Here is an 18,629-nt window from a genome sequence, read left to right as displayed (position 1 = left end):
GCGCTCACGGTGCCTCCGCCACGACGGCCTGGACGGGCACCAGCTCCGGGTCGACCCCCGCGGCCACCGCCAGGTCCCGGGCGCGGGGGCCCTTGAGCAGCCGCGCGGCCGCCGCCGGCTCGGTCGGCCCGGTGCCGTACGACGGGCAGAGCTTCGCCAGCGTGCACGCGCCGCAGGCCGGCTTGCGGGCGTGGCAGACCCGCCGGCCGTGGAAGATCACCCGGTGCGACAGCATGGTCCAGTCCCGCCGGGGGAAGAGCGCCCCGATCGCGTGCTCGATCTTCACCGGGTCGGTCTCGGCGGTCAGCCGCCAGCGCTGCACCAGCCGCCCGAAGTGGGTGTCGACGGTGATCCCGGGCACACCGAAGGCGTTGCCGAGGATGACGTTGGCGGTCTTGCGGCCGACGCCGGGCAGCGTCACCAGGTCGACGAGCTTGCCGGGGACCCGACCGTCGTACCGCTCGACGAGGGCCTGGCCGAGCCTGATCAGGGAGTCGGTCTTGTTGCGGTAGAAGCCGGTGGGCCGGATCAGCTCCTCCATCTCCGTCCGGTCCGCCCCGGCGTAGTCGGCGGCGGTCGGGTAACGGGCGAAGAGCTTCGGGGTGACCTCGTTGACCTTCTTGTCCGTGCACTGCGCGGAGAGGATCGTCGCGACGGCCAGCTCCAGGGGGCTGGAGTGGTCGAGTTCACAGTGCGCGTCGGGGTGGGTCTCGGTCAGCGCCCGGCCGATCCGCCGGGCGCGGCGCGTACGCCCGAGGTCGGTCTCGGTGAAGCCGGAGGAGCTGGTGGTCACGCCGGCCAGCCTACGTCGCCGGTGTGACCGGACGCCGGGGCCACGCGCCACGCCGCCCGGTCAGCCGCCCTGCGGCGGGCTGATCGCCCCGGAGTCGTCGAACCGGGCGCCGGTCTCCGGGAAGTCGCTGCGGGTGAGCTGCTTCACGAGGCCCAGGCCGCGGTCGTCGCCGTCCATCGTCGGCTTGCCGGCGGAGTTCATGTACGTCGAGACGAACGAGCCCCCGGCCCAGCTGCCGTCCGGCTTCAGCGACACCTTGAGCACCCCGCCCCAGCCGAGCCGGCCGGTGTTGCTCAGCGAGTTGCCCCCGCCGGCGAAGTTGCCCAGGCTGTACGCGATCAGCCGGCCCTTGTAGAACTCCATGCCACGCAGCACGTGCGGGCCGTGCCCGACGATCAGGTCCGCCCCGGCGTCGATCATCGCCTTGGAGAACTTGACGGGGTCGCCCCGGTTCTCGCCGAGGAACATCTCGGTGCCCGGCCGCACCCGGGTCTTGTCGGCTCCCTCGCCGCCCATGTGCACCTGCACCACGACCACGTCGGCCTGACCGGCCGCCTTGGCGATCACCTGCTTCGCCTCGGCGATGTCGACGAGGCTGTTGGACCAGACGTACGACGAGAAGCCGGCGACCGCGACCTTGACCCCCTTGACGTCGACCACGGTGATCTGGTCGGGCGCCCCGGTGTGCGCGAGATCGTACTTCTCCAGCGCCTTCTGGGTGTTCTCGTAGCCCTTCGGGCCGTAGTCGTAGCCGTGGTTGTTGGCCTGGTTGAGCAGGTCGAAGCCGGCGTCGCGCAGGTGCGCCGCGTAGTCCGGCGGGGCACGGAACTGGAAGCAGCGGGTCGAGTTCGGGCCGCACTTGCCGGTGCCGGTGTCGACGGTCAGCGGCTCCTCCAGGTTGCCCATCACCAGGTCGGCGGCGAGCGCCTTCTCGACCGAGTCGAAGAAGCCCTTGCCGCCGTTGGCAGGCAGCCGGTTCGGCGCGTTGCCCATGATGATGTCGCCGGTCGCGGAGAGCGAGATCGCCTGCTCTGCGGGCTTCGCGGGCTGGCCGGACCGGACCGGGGCGCCGGTGCCGCCGGCACCCGCGCCGGGCTGCCAGACGGGGTCACCCCCGGACCCGGGCTGGCCGCAGCCGGCGGCGAGCAGGACGGTGAGCAGCGCGCCCAGGGCGAGCGCGACCCGGCGGGGCGGAGGGGAGGCGGCAGCGTACATCGAGCGCGACCCTATCGGGTAGGCAACGCCGGGACGAGACCCGATCGGACGGATGTTCAGCCAGTCGGCCGATCGGACCACGGGACCACGGTGCCCGCCCCGCCGGCCGTCACGGCGGCGTACACGGCCCGGGCCAGCGGGGCTCCCCAGGTGGAGCGCGGTCCGCCGTACGCCGACTCCGGGCCGTCGAGCGGGCAGAGCACGGTGACGGCGTCGGTGGGGGTGCCGGTGCCCGGCACCCCCAGCTCCGCGATCGCCTGCGCCTTCGCCTCGGTGGCGGTCGCCACCGCGTTGACCAGGGCGGCGTCGCCGAGCCGGGCCGGGACGTACACCACGATGTTGACCGTGCCGACCCGCTGGCCGGGCGCCGCCGGGGCGGGCTCGGCCGCCCATACCGGGGTGCCCAGGCCGACGGTGGCCCAGACCCGCACCCCGGTGTCCGTCCGGGCGACCACCTCGGCGACGTCCACCCCGGTCAGCAGGCCCACCCCGGGCCCGTCGAGGTCGAGCCCGTCGGCCAGTCCGGCCAGGTGGCCGGCCGGGTCGTCCCGGTCGTACGACATGGGTACGGTCGCGTTGACGACCCAGCGCCGGACGCCGATCCCGCCGCCCAGCGGCGCGGAACTCACCGCGCGCAGCGGGCGGTCGGCGCGCCAGACCAGCAGCGGGACGTCCCGACCGTCCTCCCGACGGGCGGTCAGCACGGGTTCGCTCAGCACGCGGTGACCCTACGACCCGGCGCCCGCCGGCCCGCCGGCGCCCGGGACGGGCACGCGATCTTACTGCTTGATCACGTCGGGCGGGTTACGCCCAACGATCAAGATTCCAGGGGTGCACCTCTGATTCCAGCTCACGTGCGCCTAGACTGGCGACGCGCGAGGGATCAGCGGACGGCGGACCCGGCCGACGGACGGCACGCGCAGGTGGAGGTGCGCGATGGACGAGGTACTGGCCCGCAGCGGGATCTTCCAGGGCGTCGACCCGGAGGCTGCCGAGGCGCTCGCCAAGGAGATGGAGACGCTCGAGGTCCGCAAGGGCGAGATCGTCTTCAACGAGGGCGAGCCCGGCGACAGTCTCTACATCCTGCTGTCCGGCAAGATCAAGGTGGGTCGCCGGGCGGCCGACGGCCGGCAGAACCTGATCGCCGTGATGGGCCCGTCGGACATGGTGGGCGAGCTGTCGCTCTTCGACCCCGGCCCGCGTACGGCGACGGCCACCGCGGTCACCGACACCCGGCTGGTACGGCTGCGCAAGCAGGCCCTGCGCCCGTGGCTGAACAACCGGCCGGAGATCGCCGAGCAGCTGCTGCGGGTGCTCGCCCGCCGGCTGCGGCGGACGAACGACTCGCTGGCCGACCTGATCTTCACCGACGTGCCCGGTCGCGTCGCCAAGAACCTGCTCCAGATGGCCGGCCGCTTCGGCACCCGCGACGGCGGCGTGCTCCGGGTGACCCACGACCTCACCCAGGAGGAGATCGCCCAGCTCGTCGGCGCCTCCCGGGAGACCGTCAACAAGGCGCTGGCCGACTTCGCCTCGCGCGGGTGGCTGCGCCTGGACGGCAAGAGCATCATCATCCTCGACCCGGAGCGCCTGGCCCGCCGCGCCCGCGTCTGACGCCACCGGGGCCGGGGTCCACCCCGGCCGCCTCGGCACCACCGGTCCGGACCGCACACCCGCGGCCGGGCCGGTTCGCGTTCGGGCCCCCGCGGCCACCGGAACCCCGACTGCTCGTCTGCCCGGCTGCCGGTCTGCCGGTCTGCCGGTCTGCCGGTCTGCCGGGGGCAGAATCGCTGGACTCCGGCCGGGTCGGTGGGCATGGTGGAGCGATGCTGGACCGGGTCGCCGTTCTCTCCGACATCCACGGGGTGCTGCCCGCGCTGGAGGCCGTGCTGGCCGAGCCGGACGTCGCCGCCGCCGACCTGATCGTGCTCACCGGCGACATCGCCGCCGGACCGCAACCGGTCGAGGTGCTCGACGTGCTCGCCGGCCTCGGCGACCGGGTCTGCTGGGTGCGCGGCAACGCCGACCGCGAACTGGTCGAGGCGCGCGCGGGCCGCAAGTCACCGATCGACGTCTCGAACTGGGCCGCCGAGCAGCTCCGCGCCGACCACCTCGCCCGGCTGGCGGCGTTGCCGATGACGGTGACCCTGGAGGTCGCCGGCCTGGGTCCGGTGCTCTTCTGCCACGCCACGCCCCGCGACGACGAGGAGGTCGTGCTCGTCGACTCCCGGATGGAGCGCTGGGCGGAGGTGCTCGCCGGGGTGCCGACCGAGGTGGGGACGGTGGTCTGCGGCCACACCCACATGCCGTTCACCCGGCTGGCCGACCGGCGGCTGATCGTCAACCCGGGCAGCGTCGGGATGCCCTACGGCGGCCCCGGCGCCTTCTGGGCGCTGCTCGGGCCCGGGGTGCACCTGCGCCGCACCCGTTTCGACGTGGACGCCGCCTGCGCCCGCGTGGCCGCCGAGTCGGGCTTCCCCGACGCCGCCGAGTGGGCGGACGAGTACCTGCGCTCCCGGCACTGCGACGCCGACGCGCTCGCGGTGTTCGCCCCCCGCGACGGCCGCTGAGCCGGCAGCCGGCCGACCCGCAAAAAGTCAGTCTTGACTGTTTGTTTCGGTGGCGGCACGCTGTCCCCGTGCCCACCGCATCGACCCGCGTCCCTCAACAGGAGCGCAGCCGCGCCACCCGGACCCGGCTGCTGGAGGCGACCGTCGAGTGCCTGGTGGAGCACGGTTGGGCCGGCACCACCACCACCGTCGTCGCGGCCCGCGCCGGCGTCTCGCGCGGCGCCCAGCTCCACCACTACCCCACCAAGGCCGCGCTGGTCACCGCCGCCGTCGCGCACCTGACCGAACGCCGGGCCGAGGAGCTGCGCACCGAGGCCGAGGCGCTGCCGCCCGGCCCGCAGCGCCTCGACCGGGTGATCGACCTGCTCGGCGCGGCCTTCACCGGCCCGCTCTTCGTCGCCGCCCTCGAGCTGTGGGTCGCCGCGCGCACCGACCGGGCGCTGCGCGAGGCCCTGGTGCCGCTGGAGGCCCGGGTCGGCCGCGAGATGCACCGGCTCACCGTCGCGCTGCTCGACGTGGACGAGCGCCGCCCGGGCGTACGCGAGGCGGTGCAGGCGACGCTGGACCTGCTCCGCGGACTGGGCGTGGCCAACCTGCTCAGCGACGACTCGTCCCGCCGCACCGCCCTGCTGCACACCTGGAAGCGCCAGCTCGCCGCCCTGCTCGCGCCCTGACCGCCGCCCTGACCGGCCCGTCCCGCACCGGAGGCACCATGGTCGACCTGAAGGCCCTGCTCGCGGATCTGGCCGACGAGGCCGAGCAGCTGGACGGCCTGGTGGACGGCCTGTCGCCGGGCGACTGGGCGCGGCCCACCCCGGCGCCCGGCTGGGGCATCGGGCACCAGATCGCCCACCTCGCCTGGACCGACCAGGTGGCGCTGCTCGCCGCCACCGACCCCGAGGCGTTCTTCGCGTCCGTGTCCGCCGCCCCCGACCCGGCGCGGCTCGTCGACGCCGGCGCGGAGGAGTTCCTCGCCCCGCCGACCGAGCTGCTGCCCCGCTGGCGTGCCGGCCGGACCGCGCTCGCCGCCGCGCTGGCGGGCGTACCGGAGGGCGGGAAGCTGCCCTGGTTCGGCACCCGGATGTCGCCCGCCTCGATGGCCACCGCCCGGATCATGGAGACCTGGGCGCACGGTGCGGACGTGGCCGACGCGCTCGGCGTCATCCGCCCCGCCACGGCCCGGCTGCGGCACGTCGCGCACCTCGGCTTCCGCACTCTCGGGCACAGCTTCGCCGCCCACGGCCGGCCGGTGCCGGCGGCGCCGGTGCGGGTCGAGCTGGCCGCGCCCGACGGCGGCACCTGGACGTACGGGCCGGCCGAGGCCGCCGACCGGGTCACCGGCCCGGCGCTCGACTTCTGCCTGCTGGTCACCCAGCGACGGCACCGCGCCGACCTGGCCCTGGCGGCGACCGGACCGGTCGCCGACGGGTGGCTGGACGTCGCGCAGGCCTTCGCCGGTCCGCCCGGCGCCGGCCGCCCGCCGCAGGCCGCCGCAGCCGGCGCGACCGGAGCGGCGGCCGACGCGGGCGAAGCGGCCGGCACTGGCACGGCGGCGGGTGGGGCCGGTGCGGGGACGGGCAGGGCCGACGCGGGCCGGGTACCGGCATGAGCGGCGTGCTGCGCGTCGGCAACGCCTCCGGCTTCTACGGCGACCGGTTCAGCGCCTGGCGGGAGATGCTCGACGGCGGCGAACTCGACGTGCTGACCGGCGACTACCTGGCCGAGCTGACCATGCTGATCCTCGGCCGGGACCGGCTGCGCGACCCGTCCCTCGGCTACGCGAAGACCTTCCTCCGCCAGCTCGAGGGGTGCCTCGGCACCGCCCTGGACCGGGGCGTGCGGATCGTCACCAACGCCGGCGGGCTGAACCCGGCCGGCCTGGCCGCCGCGATCGGGTCGCTCGCCGACCGGCTCGGCCTGACCGTGCGCGTCGGCCACGTCGAGGGCGACGCCCTTCCGCGCGCGGACGCGCTGACGGCCAACGCCTACCTCGGGGCGTACGGCATCGCCGCCTGCCTGGACGGCGGGGCCGACGTGGTGGTCACGGGCCGGGTCACCGACGCGTCCCTGGTGGTCGGGCCGGCCATCGCCCGGTTCGGCTGGGGGCGCAACGACCTGGACGCGCTGGCCGGGGCGACCGTCGCCGGCCACCTCGTCGAGTGCGGGGCGCAGGTGACCGGGGGGAACTTCAGCTTCTTCACCGAGCTGCCCGACGGCGGGCACCGCCCCGGCTTCCCGGTCGCGGAGCTGCACCCGGACGGCTCCTGCGTGCTCACCAAGCACTCCGGCACCGGCGGCGCGGTCACCGTGGAGACCGTCACCGCCCAACTGCTGTACGAGGTCGGCGGGCCGGCCTACCTCGGGCCGGACGTCGTGGCCCGGCTCGACACGGTCGAGCTGAGCGCCGCCGGGCCGGACCGGGTGCGGGTGAGCGGGGTCCGGGGCGCCCCGCCGCCGGACGCCCTCAAGGTGGGCGTCACCAATCTCGGCGGCTTCCGCAACTCGATGACCTTCGTCCTCTGCGGGCTCGACATCCCCGCCAAGGCGGCCCTGGTCCGGGGCCAGGTCGAGGAGGCGGTCGGCACGGAGGGGCTGGAGTTCACCCTGGCCCGCACCGACCACCCCGACGCCACCGACACCGAGGCGGCCAGCGCGCTGCTGCACGTACACCTGCGGGACGACGACCGGGCGCGGGCCGGGCGGGCCTTCTCGGCGGCCGCGGTGGAACTGGCCCTGGCCTCCTACCCGGGCTGCACGCTGACCACGCTGCCCGGCGACGCGGCGCCCTACGGGGTGTTCACCGCCGACACCGTGCCGCAGGACGCGGTGCCGCACGTCGCGGTGCTGCCCTCCGGGGAGCGGCTGCCCGTCCCGCCGCCGCCCCGCACCGCCGGCGCGCCCGATCGACCGGCACCCGCCGCCGACCCGCCCCCGCCCGTGCCGACCGACCCGGCAGCGGCCGGTGACCGACGCGGGGCCGACCCGGGGCGGCCCGCCGCGCCGGCAGACCGACCGACCCGGCGCGCGCCGCTCGGCGAGCTGGTCGGGGCCCGCTCCGGCGACAAGGGCGGCGACGCCAACCTCGGCGTCTGGGCCCGCACCGACGCGACGTGGTCGTGGCTGCGCGGCTGGCTCACCGAGGCCCGCCTGCGCGAGCTGCTGCCGGAGACCGCCCCGCTGGCCGTGGAGCGGTACGAGCTGCCGAACCTGCGGGCGGTCAACTTCGTCGTCCGGGGGCTGCTCGGGCAGGGGGTGGCCGCCTCCACCCGGTTCGACCCGCAGGCCAAGGCGCTCGGCGAGCTGCTCCGCTCCCGGGTCGTCGACCTGCCGGCGGACCTCGCGCCCGGGGCGGCCGGCGCGACCACCACCCGGGAGGAACCGTGACCATCGTCGACACCCCGGAACGGCGGCAGCTCCGGGAGCTGACCCGCGCCTTCGTCACGCGGGAGGTGCTGCCGCACCTCGACGACTGGGAGCGGGCCGGCGAGGTGCCCCGCTCGCTGCACGAGACGGCCGCGAAAATCGGCCTGCTCGGCGTCGGCTTCCCGGAGGCGGTCGGCGGCAGCGGCGGCGACCTGCTCGACTCGATCATCGTCACCGAGGAGGTGATCCGCTCCGGCGGCTCGTCCGGGCTGGTCGCCGCGCTGTTCACCCACGGCATCGCGCTGCCGCACATGGTGGCCTCCGGTGACGGCGAGCTGATCGACCGGTACGTCCGGCCGACGCTGGCCGGGACGATGATCGGCGCGCTGGCGATCACCGAGCCGGACGGCGGCTCGGACGTGGCGGCCGTCCGCACCTGCGCGCGGCGGGACGGCGACCACTACGTGGTCAACGGGTCGAAGACCTACATCACCAGCGGGGTCCGCTCCGACTTCGTCACCACCGCCGTCTGCACCGACTTCCCCGGATCCGGCTCGCTCAGCCTGCTCGTGATCGAGAAGGGCACCCCGGGCTTCACCGTGGGCCGGCGGCTGGAGAAGCTGGGCTGGCACTGCTCGGACACGGCCGAGCTGTCCTTCGTGGACGTGCGGGTGCCGGTCGCCAACCGGATCGGCCCCGAGGACACCGCCTTCCTGGCGATCATGCAGAACTTCGCCAGCGAGCGGCTGTCGCTGGCGACCCAGGCGTACGCGACCGCGCAGCGCTGCGTCGAGCTGGCCGCCCGCTGGTGCCGGGACCGGTCCACGTTCGGCCGTCCCCTGGCGAGCCGGCAGCTCGTCCGGCACCGGCTGGCCGAGATGCACACCCGCAGCGAGGCGGCGCGGGCGTACGTGCACCAGGTGGCGGCGCGGGTGGCGGCCGGCGAGCCGGTGGTGACCGAGGTGGCAATGGCGAAGAACGTCGCCGTGGCGGCCTGCGCCGAGGTGGTCGACCAGGCGCTCCAACTGCACGGCGGCTACGGCTACCTGCGCGACGCCGAGGTGGAGCGGCACTACCGGGACTCGCGGATCCTCGGCATCGGCGGCGGCACCACCGAGATCATGAACGAGATCATCGCGAAGGGCATGGGCCTGTGAGTGCGAGGAGTGAGCCGGGTCTGCGAGCCCCGCGGTCACGAACGAAGGAGGCTCCGTGAGTGCGAGGAGTGAGCCGGGTCTGCGAGCCCCGCGGTCACGAACGAAGGAGGCTCCGTGAGTGCGAGGAGTGAGCCGGCTTTGCGAGCCCCGCAGTCACGAACGAAGAAGGCTCCGTGACGACGCTGCGGAGCGCGGTCGACCCGTCCTCGCCCGGCCACCGAGCCAACCGCGAGGCCCTGCTGGAGCGCCTCGCCGAGCTGGAGGCCGCCCTCGACCAGGCCCGGGCCGGCGGCGGGGAGAAGTACGTGACCCGCCACCACCGGCGGGGCAAACTGCTGCCCCGGGAACGGATCGAGCTGCTGCTCGACCGGGACAGCCCGTTCCTGGAGCTGTCCCCGGTGGCGGCGTACGGCACCGACTTCCCCGTCGGGGCGAGCGTGGTGACCGGCATCGGGGTGGTCGAGGGCGTCGAGTGCCTCGTCGTCGCGAACGACCCGACCGTACGCGGCGGCGCGGTGAACCCGTGGTCCCTCGCGAAGACCCGCCGGGCCGGCGAGATCGCCCTGGCCAACCGGCTGCCGATGGTGAACCTGGTCGAGTCGGCCGGCGCCGACCTGCCCACCCAGGCGGAGATCTTCATCCCGGGCGGCCGGGTGTTCCGCGACCTGACCCGGCTCTCGGCGGCGAAGATCCCCACGGTCAGCGTGGTCTTCGGCAACGCGACCGCCGGGGGCGCGTACGTGCCGGGGATGTCCGACCACGTGATCATGATCCGCGACCGGTCGCAGGTCTACCTGGCCGGGCCGCCGCTGGTGAAGATGGCCACCGGCGAGGTCACCGACGACGAGTCCCTCGGCGGGGCGGCCATGCACGCCACCACGTCGGGGCTGGCCGACTTCCTCGCCGCCGACGAGCGGGACGGCATCCGGCTGGCCCGGCAGTGCGTACGCCGGCTCAACTGGCGCAAGCAGGGGCCACCGCCGCGCGACCCGTTTCCCCAGCCGCCCAGGTATGGCCCGGAGGAGCTGCTCGGCATCGCCAGCGCCGACCTGAAGGTGCCGTTCGACCCGCGCGAGGTGCTGGCGCGGGTGCTCGACGGCAGCGAGTTCGACGAGTTCAAGCCGGCCTACGGCACCGCCCTGGTGACCGGCTGGGGCGAGCTGCACGGCTACCCCGTCGGGGTGCTGGCCAACGCCCGGGGCGTGCTGTTCAGCGAGGAGGCGCAGAAGGCGGCGCAGTTCATCCAGCTCGCCAACGCCGCCGACACCCCGCTGGTCTTCCTCCAGAACACCACCGGCTACATGGTGGGCACCGAGTACGAGCAGCGCGGCATCATCAAGCACGGCGCGCTCATGATCAACGCGGTGTCGAACTCGACCGTGCCGCACCTGACGGTCAACCTCGGCGCCTCCTACGGGGCCGGCAACTACGGCATGTGCGGACGGGCGTACGAGCCACGGTTCCTGTTCACCTGGCCGAACGCCAAGTCGGCGGTGATGGGGCCGGCGCAGCTCGCCGGCGTGCTGTCCATCGTGGCCCGGCAGGCCGCCGCCGCCCGGGGGCGCGACTACGACGAGGACTCCGACGCCGCGATGCGGATGATGGTCGAGCAGCAGATCGAGTCCCAGTCCGGCGCGCTCTTCCTCTCCGGCCGGCTCTACGACGACGGGGTGATCGACCCCCGGGACACCCGTACCGTCCTCGGGCTCTGCCTGTCGGCGATCCACAACGCACCGGTGCGGGGCGCCGACGGCTTCGGCGTCTTCCGGATGTGATCTCCCGTGAGCGTGAGGAAGGCGACGGAGCGGAGTCCCGCGGCCACGAACGAAAGGCAGGCACCGCGCGAATGATCACCCGACTCCTCGTGGCCAACCGGGGCGAGATCGCCCGCCGGGTCTTCGCCACCTGCCGGGCGCTCGGCATCGGGACGGTGGCCGTGCACGCCGACGCCGACGCCGACGCGCCGTTCGTCGCCGAGGCCGACCACGCCGTCCGGCTGCCCGGGAACACGCCCGCCGAGACGTACCTGCGGATCGACCTGGTCCTCGACGCGGCCCGCCGGGCCGGCGCGGACGCGGTCCACCCCGGCTACGGCTTCCTCGCCGAGAACGCCGAGTTCGCCACGGCGGTCACCGACGCGGGGCTGACCTGGGTGGGCCCGCCGGCCAAGGCGATCGCCGCGATGGGCGACAAGATGGCGGCGAAGGGGCTGCTCGCCGAGGCGGGCGTGCCGATGCTGCCCACCTGGACCGACGCCGACGAGATCACCGACTTCCCGGTGCTGGTGAAGGCGTCGGCCGGCGGCGGCGGGCGCGGCATGCGCGTCGTCCGCGACGCCGCCGGGTTGGCCGAGGCCGTCGCCTCCGCGCGCCGCGAGGCGGCGGCGGCGTTCGGCGACGGCACGGTCTTCGTCGAGCGGTACGTCGAGCGGGGCCGGCACGTCGAGGTGCAGATCTTCGGCGACGCGCACGGAACGGTCGTCGCCCTCGGCGAGCGGGAGTGCTCGATCCAGCGCCGGCACCAGAAGATCGTCGAGGAGGCCCCGGCGGTCGTCCCGACGGACCTGCGCCGGCGGCTGCACGAGGCGGCGGTCGCGGCCGGCCGGGCGGTCGACTACGTCGGCGCGGGCACGGTGGAGTTCCTGCTCGCCCCGACCGGGGAGTTCTTCTTCCTGGAGATGAACACCCGGCTCCAGGTCGAGCACCCCGTCACCGAGGCGGTCACCGGGCTGGACCTGGTGCGCCTGCAACTGCTCGTCGCCGAGGGCGGGCCGCTGCCGCTGGCGGCGACGCCGCCGACCCGCGGCCACGCGATCGAGGTCCGCCTCTGCGCCGAGGACCCGGCGCAGGGCTGGCGGCCGGCGACCGGCACCCTGCACCGGTTCGCGGTGCCCGGGGTGTCCGCCGAGTTCGGCCCGCTGCCCGGCCCGGGCCTGCGGCTCGACTCCGGCGTGGTCGACGGCTCGCCGGTCGGCGTCCACTACGACTCGATGCTGGCCAAGCTGGTCGCCTGGGGGCAGACCCGGGCCGAGGCGACCCGGGCGCTGGCGGGCGCACTGGCCCGCGCCGAACTGCACGGCGTCACCACCAACCGGGACCTGCTGGTCCGGGTGCTGCGCAGCGACGACTTCCAGGCCGCCGAGTTCGACACCGGCTTCCTCGACCGGCACCCCGAGTTCCTCGCCCCGCTGCTGCCGGCCGACCGGCTGCCGCTCGCGGCGCTGGCCGCCGCCCTCGCGGGTGCCGCCGGCCGCCGCGCTGCCGCGCCGACGCTGGCCGGGCTCCCCTCCGGCTGGCGGAACGTGCCGGCGTTTCCCCAGGTCGCCCGCTTCGCCGGCCCCGGCGACGGCGAGATCGAGGTCCGCTACCGGCTGGACCGTACCGGCGCGCTCGCCGAGTGGTCCACGGATCCCGCGACCGACCATCCGGTCAGCCTGGTCGAGGCCGCCCCCGACCGGGTGGTGCTCGAGGTCGACGGTGTGCGGCGGGCCTACCGCGTACACCGGGTGGGGTCGGCGGTCTTCGTGGACGGCCCGGACGGGGCGGCGGGCCTGGCCGAGCTGCCGCGCTTCCCGGAGCCCACCGCGGAGCTGGCGGCCGGGTCGCTGGTCGCGCCGCTGCCCGGCGCGGTGACCCGGGTGCACGTCGAGGTCGGCCAGCGGGTGGCGGCCGGCGACCTGCTGCTGACCCTGGAAGCGATGAAGCTCGAACATCCCGTGCTCGCCCCGGCCGGCGGTGTGGTCGCCGAACTGCCGGTGCCCGCCGGCGGGCAGGTCGACACGGGCACCGTGCTGGCCGTGGTCGACCCCGAGTGATCCTGGAGGCCCCGCGATGAACTTCGACCTCACCCCCGAGCAGGACCAGCTCCGCGACGCGGTCCGCGCGCTGGGCCGGCGGTACGGCCACGACTACTTCGTCACCCGGGCCAAGGCCGGCCAGCACACCACCGAGCTGTGGGACGAGGCCGGCCGGCTGGGCTACCTGGGGGTCAACGTCCCCACCGAGTACGGCGGCGGCGGGGGCGGGATCACCGAGCTGGCCATCGTCTGCGAGGAGCTGGCGGCGGCCGGCTGCCCGCTGCTGCTGCTCGTGGTCTCCCCCGCCATCGCCGCCACGGTGCTCACCAGGCACGGCACCGAGGAGCAGCGCAAGCGCTACCTGCCCGGCTTCGCCGACGGCTCGCTGAAGGTGGTCTTCGCGATCACCGAGCCGGAGGCCGGGTCGAACTTCCACCGGCTGGGCACGGTGGCCCGCCGCGACGGCGACGACTGGCTGGTCTCCGGCCGCAAGTGCTACATCTCCGGCGTCGACGAGGCGTCGTACGTGCTGGTGGTGGCGCGGGTCGCTGTCGAAGACGGCCAAGCCGGCGCGGGGGACGCGGCTCCGCAGAAACTGAAGCCGGCGCTGTTCATGGTGCCGACCGACGCGCCGGGGCTGACCCGGTCCAAGCTGGACATGGAGATCGTGTCCCCGGAGAACCAGTTCCTGCTCTACCTCGACGACGTGCGGGTGCCCGCCGACGCGCTGGTCGGCGAGTCCCTGGACGCCGGCCTGCCGGCGTTGTTCGCCGGGCTCAACCCGGAGCGGATCACGGTCGCCGCGATGGGCGTCGGCACCGGCCGGTACGCCATCGAGCGGGCCTCGGAGTACACCGCCGCCCGCAAGGTCTGGGGCGGCCGGAGCATCGGCTCGCACCAGGGCGTCGCGCACCCGTTGGCACACGCGGCCGTGCAGGTCGAGCTGGCCCGGCTGATGGTCCACAAGGCGGCCGCCCTCTACGACGCCGGCCGGGACCTGGAGGCCGGGGTGGCCGGCAACATGGCCAAGTACGCGGCCGGGGAGGCGGCGGCGCTGGCCGTCGACACCGCCGTCCAGGTGCACGGCGGGGCCGGCATGACCACCGAGTACGGGGTGGCGACGCTGCTCGGCGCGGTGCGGGCCGGCCGGATCGCCCCGGTCAGCCGGGAGATGATCCTCAACTTCGTCGCCCAGCACGTCCTCGGTCAGGACAAGTCGTACTGACGGTGGGGCCGGGGTACGGCGGGCGCCCGATCGCCCGCCGTACCCCGGGTCCTCAGCGGATGGTCAGCGAACCGACCGCCGGCAGCGGCGCGACCACCGGCGGGAGCCGCTTCGGCTCGCCCCGGCCCGGCGCGCCCTCGGCCGCGAGGGCACTCTTCGACGACTCCGCCCGCCGCGTCGCCCCCGGGTTCCCGGGCAGCTCGGCGAACGGCTGGACGTCGCCCGTGCAGACCGTGCCCTTCGCCGGCAGGGTGCCCCGGACCAGGTAGGCGTCCACCGCGCCGGTCACGCAGGCCGAGGTCCCGTACGCGGTGTGCCCCCAGCTGTCGCTGCTCAGCAGGCGGCTGTTCGGCAACAGCCTGGCCGCGCCAACCGCGCCCCGGTAGTTGGTCGACGGGTCCCAGTAGTTGCCGACCACCAGCACCGGCGCGGCGGTGCGCCGGTTGAACGGGCCCGTGTAGGCGTCCTCGTCCCGCACCGTCCACGTCTTCCGGGCGCAGGGCGAGCTGCCCCAGGTCCACAGCCGGCCGAAGTACGGGTCCCGCTTGTCGGCCTTCGCCGCCAGCGCCGGGAACGAGGCGGCGTCCGCCGGGTGGTAGGCGTCGGTGCAGTCCACCCCGAGGAACGTCTCCAGCCCGTTGTCGTATGGGAAGTCGTACCGGCGGGCCTGCTCGCGGGCCGTGGCGGCGCGCCGGACCACGTCGGCGTGCGCCTGCTGGCGGGCGGTGACGCCCGACGCCGGGTCGGTGAGCACCAGCAGCTCGGCGGTGAGGCCGACGACCTGGTCGTAGCCGGCGGGGCTGTAGAGCGCGCCCAGGGTGGCGGAGACGAAGTCGGCGTAGCTGACGCGGACGAGGCCCAGGTCGGGATCCTCGATCACCAGCGGCTTGGCCCGCAGCCGCTGCGCCACCAGCTCGAACGACGCGAGGGGGTCGCCCTGGGCCAGCGGGCAGACCTCGGCGCCGGCCCTGTCGCAGCGCACCAGGATCTCCCGCAGCGCCTTGTACGCGCCCTGCGCGCTGCGCAGCCGGTCCTCCTGGGACAGTGTGCGCGCCCTGCCCCGGCCGACCCAGGCATCCGCGTCGAGCACCCCGTCGATGGCCAGGGCACGGACCCGGTCCGGGAACATGTTGGCGTAGTACTGGCCGAGCGCGCTGCCGTAGCTGAAGCCGAGGTAGGTGAGCTTCGGGTCGCCGACGGCGCGGCGCAGCACGTCCATGTCCCGGGCGACCTCGGCGGTCGACATCGCGCCGGTGAGCGGCCGGCCCGTGCTGGAGCAGCCCTTCCCGACGGCCTTCGACGACGCGACGTACGCCTTCTCCTCGGCCCTCGTCCACGGGAACGCCACGTTGAGCCCGGCGTACGCCCGGGTCTGCTCCTTGACCGACGGGAAGCACCTGACCTGCTGGCTCGCGCCGACGCCGCGCGGATCCACGCCGACGATGTCGAACCGGTCGAGCACCTCGTCACCGAGGAAGTACGGCGCGGCGAGCGCGACGGCGGTGCCGGAGCCGCCGGGGCCGCCCGGGTTCAGGAAGAGGCTGCCGATCCTGCGCTGCTGGTCGCGGGCCTTCACCCGCAGCACGGCGATCTCGGTCGTCGGGCCGTTCGGCCTGTCGTAGTCCAACGGGAGCCGGACGGTGGCGCACTCGGCGTAGTCGTAGCAGGCGTACCAGTCCAGGTCGGGCGTGGGCACCCGGTCGACCCGGCGTGCCTCCTCGGGGCTGGTCCGGTCGGACGTGGCTGGGCGACCCCAGCCGGTCGGGGACGGTGCGGCGGCGGCGGGCGCGACCGCCGATCCGGCGAGGATGACGCCGGCGATACCGGCGGCGGCGAGGGACCGGGTTCGTCGTGGCATGTGGACCCTTCCGGTGGACGACAGGACAGGTCGGGGCGAGGCCCGACCCTTCGCACTCTAGGGATCGCGGGCAATGAATACCGCCCGAAGAGGGGCCACATATCCGACAATCCTTCGAACCGGTGTAACGAGTTCCCGACGACCGACGCCGTTCTTGCCCGACCCGGCGGACGGCCACAACTCCCACGGACCGGGCCCGGCCGCACCGGCGGGCCCGGCCGCACCTGGCCCAGCCGCCCGGCAGGTCCCGGCTAGTCGAGGCCGGCCATCCAGGCGGGCGTGGACTCGTCCGGCTCGCCCGGCACGTGGTCGTCCACCACCCGCCAGCCGTCGGGTCCCTCGCGAAGCAGCAGGAAGCCGACGACCTCGCTGGACGGGGCTCCCACGCCGTAGACGTCGCCGCCGTCCACAGTGGCCATCTTGATCGCACAGACCGCGTCCGGGTCGGGTTCCGCCTGCGCGCACTGCCCCACGTAGCGGGCCCCGGAGGCGGCCGAGAGGTAGCGGGCCACCGCCTGGTCCACCGTGGCGAACCCCCCGCCGCCGGGGGACGACGACGCCCCGGACGCGGTGGCGCCCCCGGCGGTCGGCGTCGGCGCGGTCACCGTCTCGGGTGGACGGTCGGACCCGCAGGCGGCCAACGCGCCCGACACCAGCACGGCGGCGACGATCCGGCAGAACCGGGACACCGGCGCTCCTCTCTCCGGGAAACGACCTGCCTCGGAGATCATCGCACCAACGCTGGCGCGCCTCCGGTTGACAGCGGCCCCCGGGTGGACATGCTGGACGGGTGAGGTTTCCCAGGCCCGACGCGCGGACGAAGGCGGTCGTCGCGGCGCTGGCGGCGGTCTCGCTGCTGGCTACGCTGGTCGTGCGCGGACGTCAGGATCTCCTCGGAGTGGTCCTGGCGCTGCTCTGCGTCCTGATGGTGATGATCGCGGCGGTGTCGGTGGCGGCGGCCCGCCAGGAGGGCGGGCGGCGAGCGGCGGTCACGCCGACCGTCCCGGGGCAGCCGGCGGGCGGCCTGTACGGCATCGACGCCGACACGCTGGAGACGCTGGACGGCCGGGAGGCGGTCCGCGCGATGCGGGAGCGCCACCGGGGGCGCGGCTCAGCGACCGGTGAGGGTGGGTGACGCGAGCGCGTCCAGCCCGCGCCCGGCCAGGCAGCGGTACGTCCGGTCGGCGTCGACCCCCGTCGGGGGCAGCACCTCCAGGTTCCAGCCGTCGGCGTGGCCCATCCCGCTGGTGAGCCGGAAGGTGGTCTCGTTGCAGACCCGGCGCACCGCCGGGGCCTCGCTGACCCGGATGTGGTCCGCGCCGACCAGGGTGTCGGGGAGCCTGCCCTCGGCGTAGCTCTCCCAGGTGTGGTCGCCGTCGCAGGGCACCCGGGCCGCCCTGGCCCGCGCGCCGCGCACCTCCATCGGCCCGAAGCACTCCAGCTCGTCGGCGCAGCCCGCCCCGTCGGGCAACCCGGTGGCCGCGGCGCAGGCGGGCAGCAGCCCGCTCGTCGCGGCCACGTCGGCCGTCGGGGACGGGACCGGGGTGGACGCCGGGCCGGCGAGCCAGGCGCCGGCGCTGGCCGAGGCGGCCAGCGCGACCATCCCGGCGCCGCCGAGGAACCAGCGCCGCCGGCGCCGCCGGTCGGAGGTGGGCACCGTCGGGTGCATGTCCTCCACCGGCGGCCGGGGCGCGGGCCGGGTCGTGCGGCCGGCGGCGTACGGGCCGGAGGCGGCGGGACCGCCGCTGACCGGGAAGCCCGGCGCGGGCGCGCCGCCGGCCGGCGGGCCGGTCGGGTCGAGCGGCAGGCCGACCAGCAGGTCGCGCAGCTCGACGGCCGACGGGCGCTCCCCCGGGTCGTTGGACATGCCGACCCGGAGCACGTCGATCAGCTCGTCCGGCACGCCGGGCAGGCCGGGCACCGGCTGGTGGAACATCTCCAGCACCGTCACCAGGCTGGGATTGCGCTCGGACTGCCAGCGCGGCGGGCGTCCGTGCATGACCGCGTAGAGGGTCGCGCAGAGGGCGTAGACGTCGACGGCGGGAGACGGCGGCGCGTGGTTGAACATCTCCGGCGGCGCGTACGCCGGGGTGAGCACCTCCAGGGCGACCGAGGCGTCACGCATCTCGGCCACCACGGCCAGCCCGAAGTCGGCCAGCACCGCCGGGTTGAAGTGCGAGTAGAGGATGTTCGCCGGCTTGACGTCGCGGTGCAGCACGCCGGCCGCGTGCGAGTGGGCGACCGCGTCGGCGATCTTGACGCCGAGGTCGCGGGCCTCGGCCGGCCCGAGCGGCGAGGTCCGCATCCGCTCCGCGTACGAGCCGTCGCAGAGTTCCATGATCAGGTAGGGGTGCTGGTCGACCGTGACCCCGACGTCGAAGAGGTCCACCACGTGCGGGTGGGACGACATCCGCCCGGCGGCCCGCGCCTCGCGTAGGAACCGGGCCTGGTCCCGTTCGCTGTCCAGGGTGCGATTCTCCACCTTGACCGCGACCTCACGCCCCACCGAGATCTGGGTCGCCTTGTAGATGGTCGCGTAGCCTCCCCGGGCGAAGACCCTCAAATCAGTCAGACCGGGCACAACGGGCAACGGCAGGGCACCGGGCGGGGTCGCGGTCACAGTTCTAGAAAATACCCAACCGGACGGGCTGC

General features: G+C 74.9%; 15 protein-coding genes and 1 pseudogene. 10 read left to right on the top strand and 6 right to left on the bottom strand.

Going from position 1 to position 18,629, the window contains the following annotated elements; genetic code table 11:
• Window positions 1-4 precede the first annotated feature (4 nt).
• The 3 genes from nth to ABZ793_RS13320 are packed head-to-tail and all read right to left on the bottom strand — an operon-like array spanning window position 5 to window position 2,727.
• Complete coding sequence (gene nth / locus ABZ793_RS13330) at window positions 5-793, bottom strand: endonuclease III (protein ID WP_357456483.1); 789 nt, start codon at window positions 791-793, stop codon at window positions 5-7.
• A 60-nt stretch (window positions 794-853) separates the two neighbouring features.
• On the bottom strand, window positions 854-2,008 hold the full coding sequence (locus tag ABZ793_RS13325; RefSeq protein ID WP_357456479.1) for a CapA family protein: 1,155 nt from the start codon (window positions 2,006-2,008) through the stop codon (window positions 854-856).
• A 56-nt stretch (window positions 2,009-2,064) separates the two neighbouring features.
• Window positions 2,065-2,727 carry an adenosylcobinamide amidohydrolase gene (locus ABZ793_RS13320; protein WP_357456476.1) on the bottom strand — a complete coding sequence of 221 codons (663 nt, stop codon included), beginning with the start codon at window positions 2,725-2,727 and terminating at the stop codon, window positions 2,065-2,067.
• Window positions 2,728-2,944: 217 nt separating this feature from the next.
• Between ABZ793_RS13320 and ABZ793_RS13315 the strand changes: the two genes are divergently transcribed.
• The 9 genes and pseudogenes from ABZ793_RS13315 to ABZ793_RS13275 all read left to right on the top strand — a co-directional run bounded on the left by ABZ793_RS13315 (window position 2,945) and on the right by ABZ793_RS13275 (window position 14,119).
• Window positions 2,945-3,622, top strand: a complete 678-nt coding sequence (locus tag ABZ793_RS13315) for a Crp/Fnr family transcriptional regulator (protein WP_089003062.1) — start codon at window positions 2,945-2,947, stop codon at window positions 3,620-3,622.
• 212 nt (window positions 3,623-3,834) lie between these two features.
• Window positions 3,835-4,578, top strand: coding sequence for a metallophosphoesterase family protein (locus ABZ793_RS13310; RefSeq protein WP_357456473.1), 744 nt, complete (start codon window positions 3,835-3,837; stop codon window positions 4,576-4,578).
• A gap of 68 nt (window positions 4,579-4,646) precedes the next feature.
• Window positions 4,647-5,252, top strand: coding sequence for a TetR/AcrR family transcriptional regulator (locus ABZ793_RS13305; RefSeq protein WP_357456470.1), 606 nt, complete (start codon window positions 4,647-4,649; stop codon window positions 5,250-5,252).
• Window positions 5,253-5,290: 38 nt separating this feature from the next.
• A pseudogene (locus tag ABZ793_RS13300) lies at window positions 5,291-6,055 on the top strand (TIGR03084 family metal-binding protein); the annotation flags it as partial.
• Between the two features lie 128 nt (window positions 6,056-6,183).
• Complete coding sequence (locus ABZ793_RS13295; RefSeq protein WP_357456467.1) at window positions 6,184-7,962, top strand: acyclic terpene utilization AtuA family protein; 1,779 nt, start codon at window positions 6,184-6,186, stop codon at window positions 7,960-7,962.
• On the top strand, window positions 7,959-9,098 hold the full coding sequence (locus tag ABZ793_RS13290) for an acyl-CoA dehydrogenase family protein (RefSeq protein WP_357456463.1): 1,140 nt from the start codon (window positions 7,959-7,961) through the stop codon (window positions 9,096-9,098). Before ABZ793_RS13295 ends, ABZ793_RS13290 begins: the two co-directional genes overlap by 4 nt.
• A 173-nt stretch (window positions 9,099-9,271) precedes the next feature.
• On the top strand, window positions 9,272-10,873 hold the full coding sequence (locus ABZ793_RS13285; protein ID WP_357456460.1) for a carboxyl transferase domain-containing protein: 1,602 nt from the start codon (window positions 9,272-9,274) through the stop codon (window positions 10,871-10,873).
• Between the two features lie 71 nt (window positions 10,874-10,944).
• Window positions 10,945-12,912, top strand: coding sequence for a biotin carboxylase N-terminal domain-containing protein (locus ABZ793_RS13280; protein ID WP_357456457.1), 1,968 nt, complete (start codon window positions 10,945-10,947; stop codon window positions 12,910-12,912).
• 16 nt (window positions 12,913-12,928) lie between these two features.
• Window positions 12,929-14,119, top strand: coding sequence for an acyl-CoA dehydrogenase family protein (locus ABZ793_RS13275; RefSeq protein ID WP_357456454.1), 1,191 nt, complete (start codon window positions 12,929-12,931; stop codon window positions 14,117-14,119).
• A 52-nt stretch (window positions 14,120-14,171) separates the two neighbouring features.
• Here the strand turns inward: ABZ793_RS13275 and ABZ793_RS13270 are convergent, their stop codons facing one another.
• Both ABZ793_RS13270 and ABZ793_RS13265 read right to left on the bottom strand, forming a co-directional pair.
• Complete coding sequence (locus ABZ793_RS13270; RefSeq protein WP_357456451.1) at window positions 14,172-15,977, bottom strand: alpha/beta hydrolase; 1,806 nt, start codon at window positions 15,975-15,977, stop codon at window positions 14,172-14,174.
• Window positions 15,978-16,228: 251 nt separating this feature from the next.
• Window positions 16,229-16,708: a hypothetical protein gene (locus ABZ793_RS13265; RefSeq protein WP_357456448.1), complete on the bottom strand. Its 480-nt coding sequence runs from the start codon at window positions 16,706-16,708 to the stop codon at window positions 16,229-16,231.
• A 59-nt stretch (window positions 16,709-16,767) separates the two neighbouring features.
• On the opposite strand from ABZ793_RS13265, the gene ABZ793_RS13260 reads away from it, so the two are divergent.
• Window positions 16,768-17,112, top strand: coding sequence for a hypothetical protein (locus tag ABZ793_RS13260; RefSeq protein WP_357456445.1), 345 nt, complete (start codon window positions 16,768-16,770; stop codon window positions 17,110-17,112).
• Here ABZ793_RS13260 and ABZ793_RS13255 read toward each other — a convergent pair.
• The gene (locus ABZ793_RS13255) at window positions 17,089-18,597 is read right to left on the bottom strand and encodes a serine/threonine-protein kinase (RefSeq protein ID WP_357456442.1); all 1,509 of its coding nucleotides are present in this window, start codon (window positions 18,595-18,597) and stop codon (window positions 17,089-17,091) included. The two genes, ABZ793_RS13260 and ABZ793_RS13255, sit on opposite strands and share 24 nt — an antisense overlap.
• Between the last annotated feature and the right edge of the window lie 32 nt (window positions 18,598-18,629).

Origin of the sequence: Micromonospora sp. NPDC047465, from assembly GCF_040643125.1 — a bacterium.
In the GTDB taxonomy this organism is placed as follows: domain Bacteria; phylum Actinomycetota; class Actinomycetes; order Mycobacteriales; family Micromonosporaceae; genus Micromonospora.
The sequence above is the reverse complement of the archived record's forward strand: the minus strand, read 5'-3'. Positions and strand labels throughout refer to the sequence as shown.

Bases quoted from the DNA above. Each gene is read 5' to 3' on its own strand.
- ABZ793_RS13295 (WP_357456467.1), top strand. From the start codon at position 6,184: ATGAGCGGCGTGCTGCGCGTCGGCAACGCCTCCGGCTTCTACGGCGAC.
- ABZ793_RS13265 (WP_357456448.1), bottom strand. From the start codon at position 16,708: ATGATCTCCGAGGCAGGTCGTTTCCCGGAGAGAGGAGCGCCGGTGTCC.
- ABZ793_RS13325 (WP_357456479.1), bottom strand. From the start codon at position 2,008: ATGTACGCTGCCGCCTCCCCTCCGCCCCGCCGGGTCGCGCTCGCCCTG.
- ABZ793_RS13270 (WP_357456451.1), bottom strand. From the start codon at position 15,977: ATGCCACGACGAACCCGGTCCCTCGCCGCCGCCGGTATCGCCGGCGTC.
- ABZ793_RS13275 (WP_357456454.1), top strand. From the start codon at position 12,929: ATGAACTTCGACCTCACCCCCGAGCAGGACCAGCTCCGCGACGCGGTC.
- ABZ793_RS13310 (WP_357456473.1), top strand. From the start codon at position 3,835: ATGCTGGACCGGGTCGCCGTTCTCTCCGACATCCACGGGGTGCTGCCC.
- ABZ793_RS13280 (WP_357456457.1), top strand. From the start codon at position 10,945: ATGATCACCCGACTCCTCGTGGCCAACCGGGGCGAGATCGCCCGCCGG.
- ABZ793_RS13315 (WP_089003062.1), top strand. From the start codon at position 2,945: ATGGACGAGGTACTGGCCCGCAGCGGGATCTTCCAGGGCGTCGACCCG.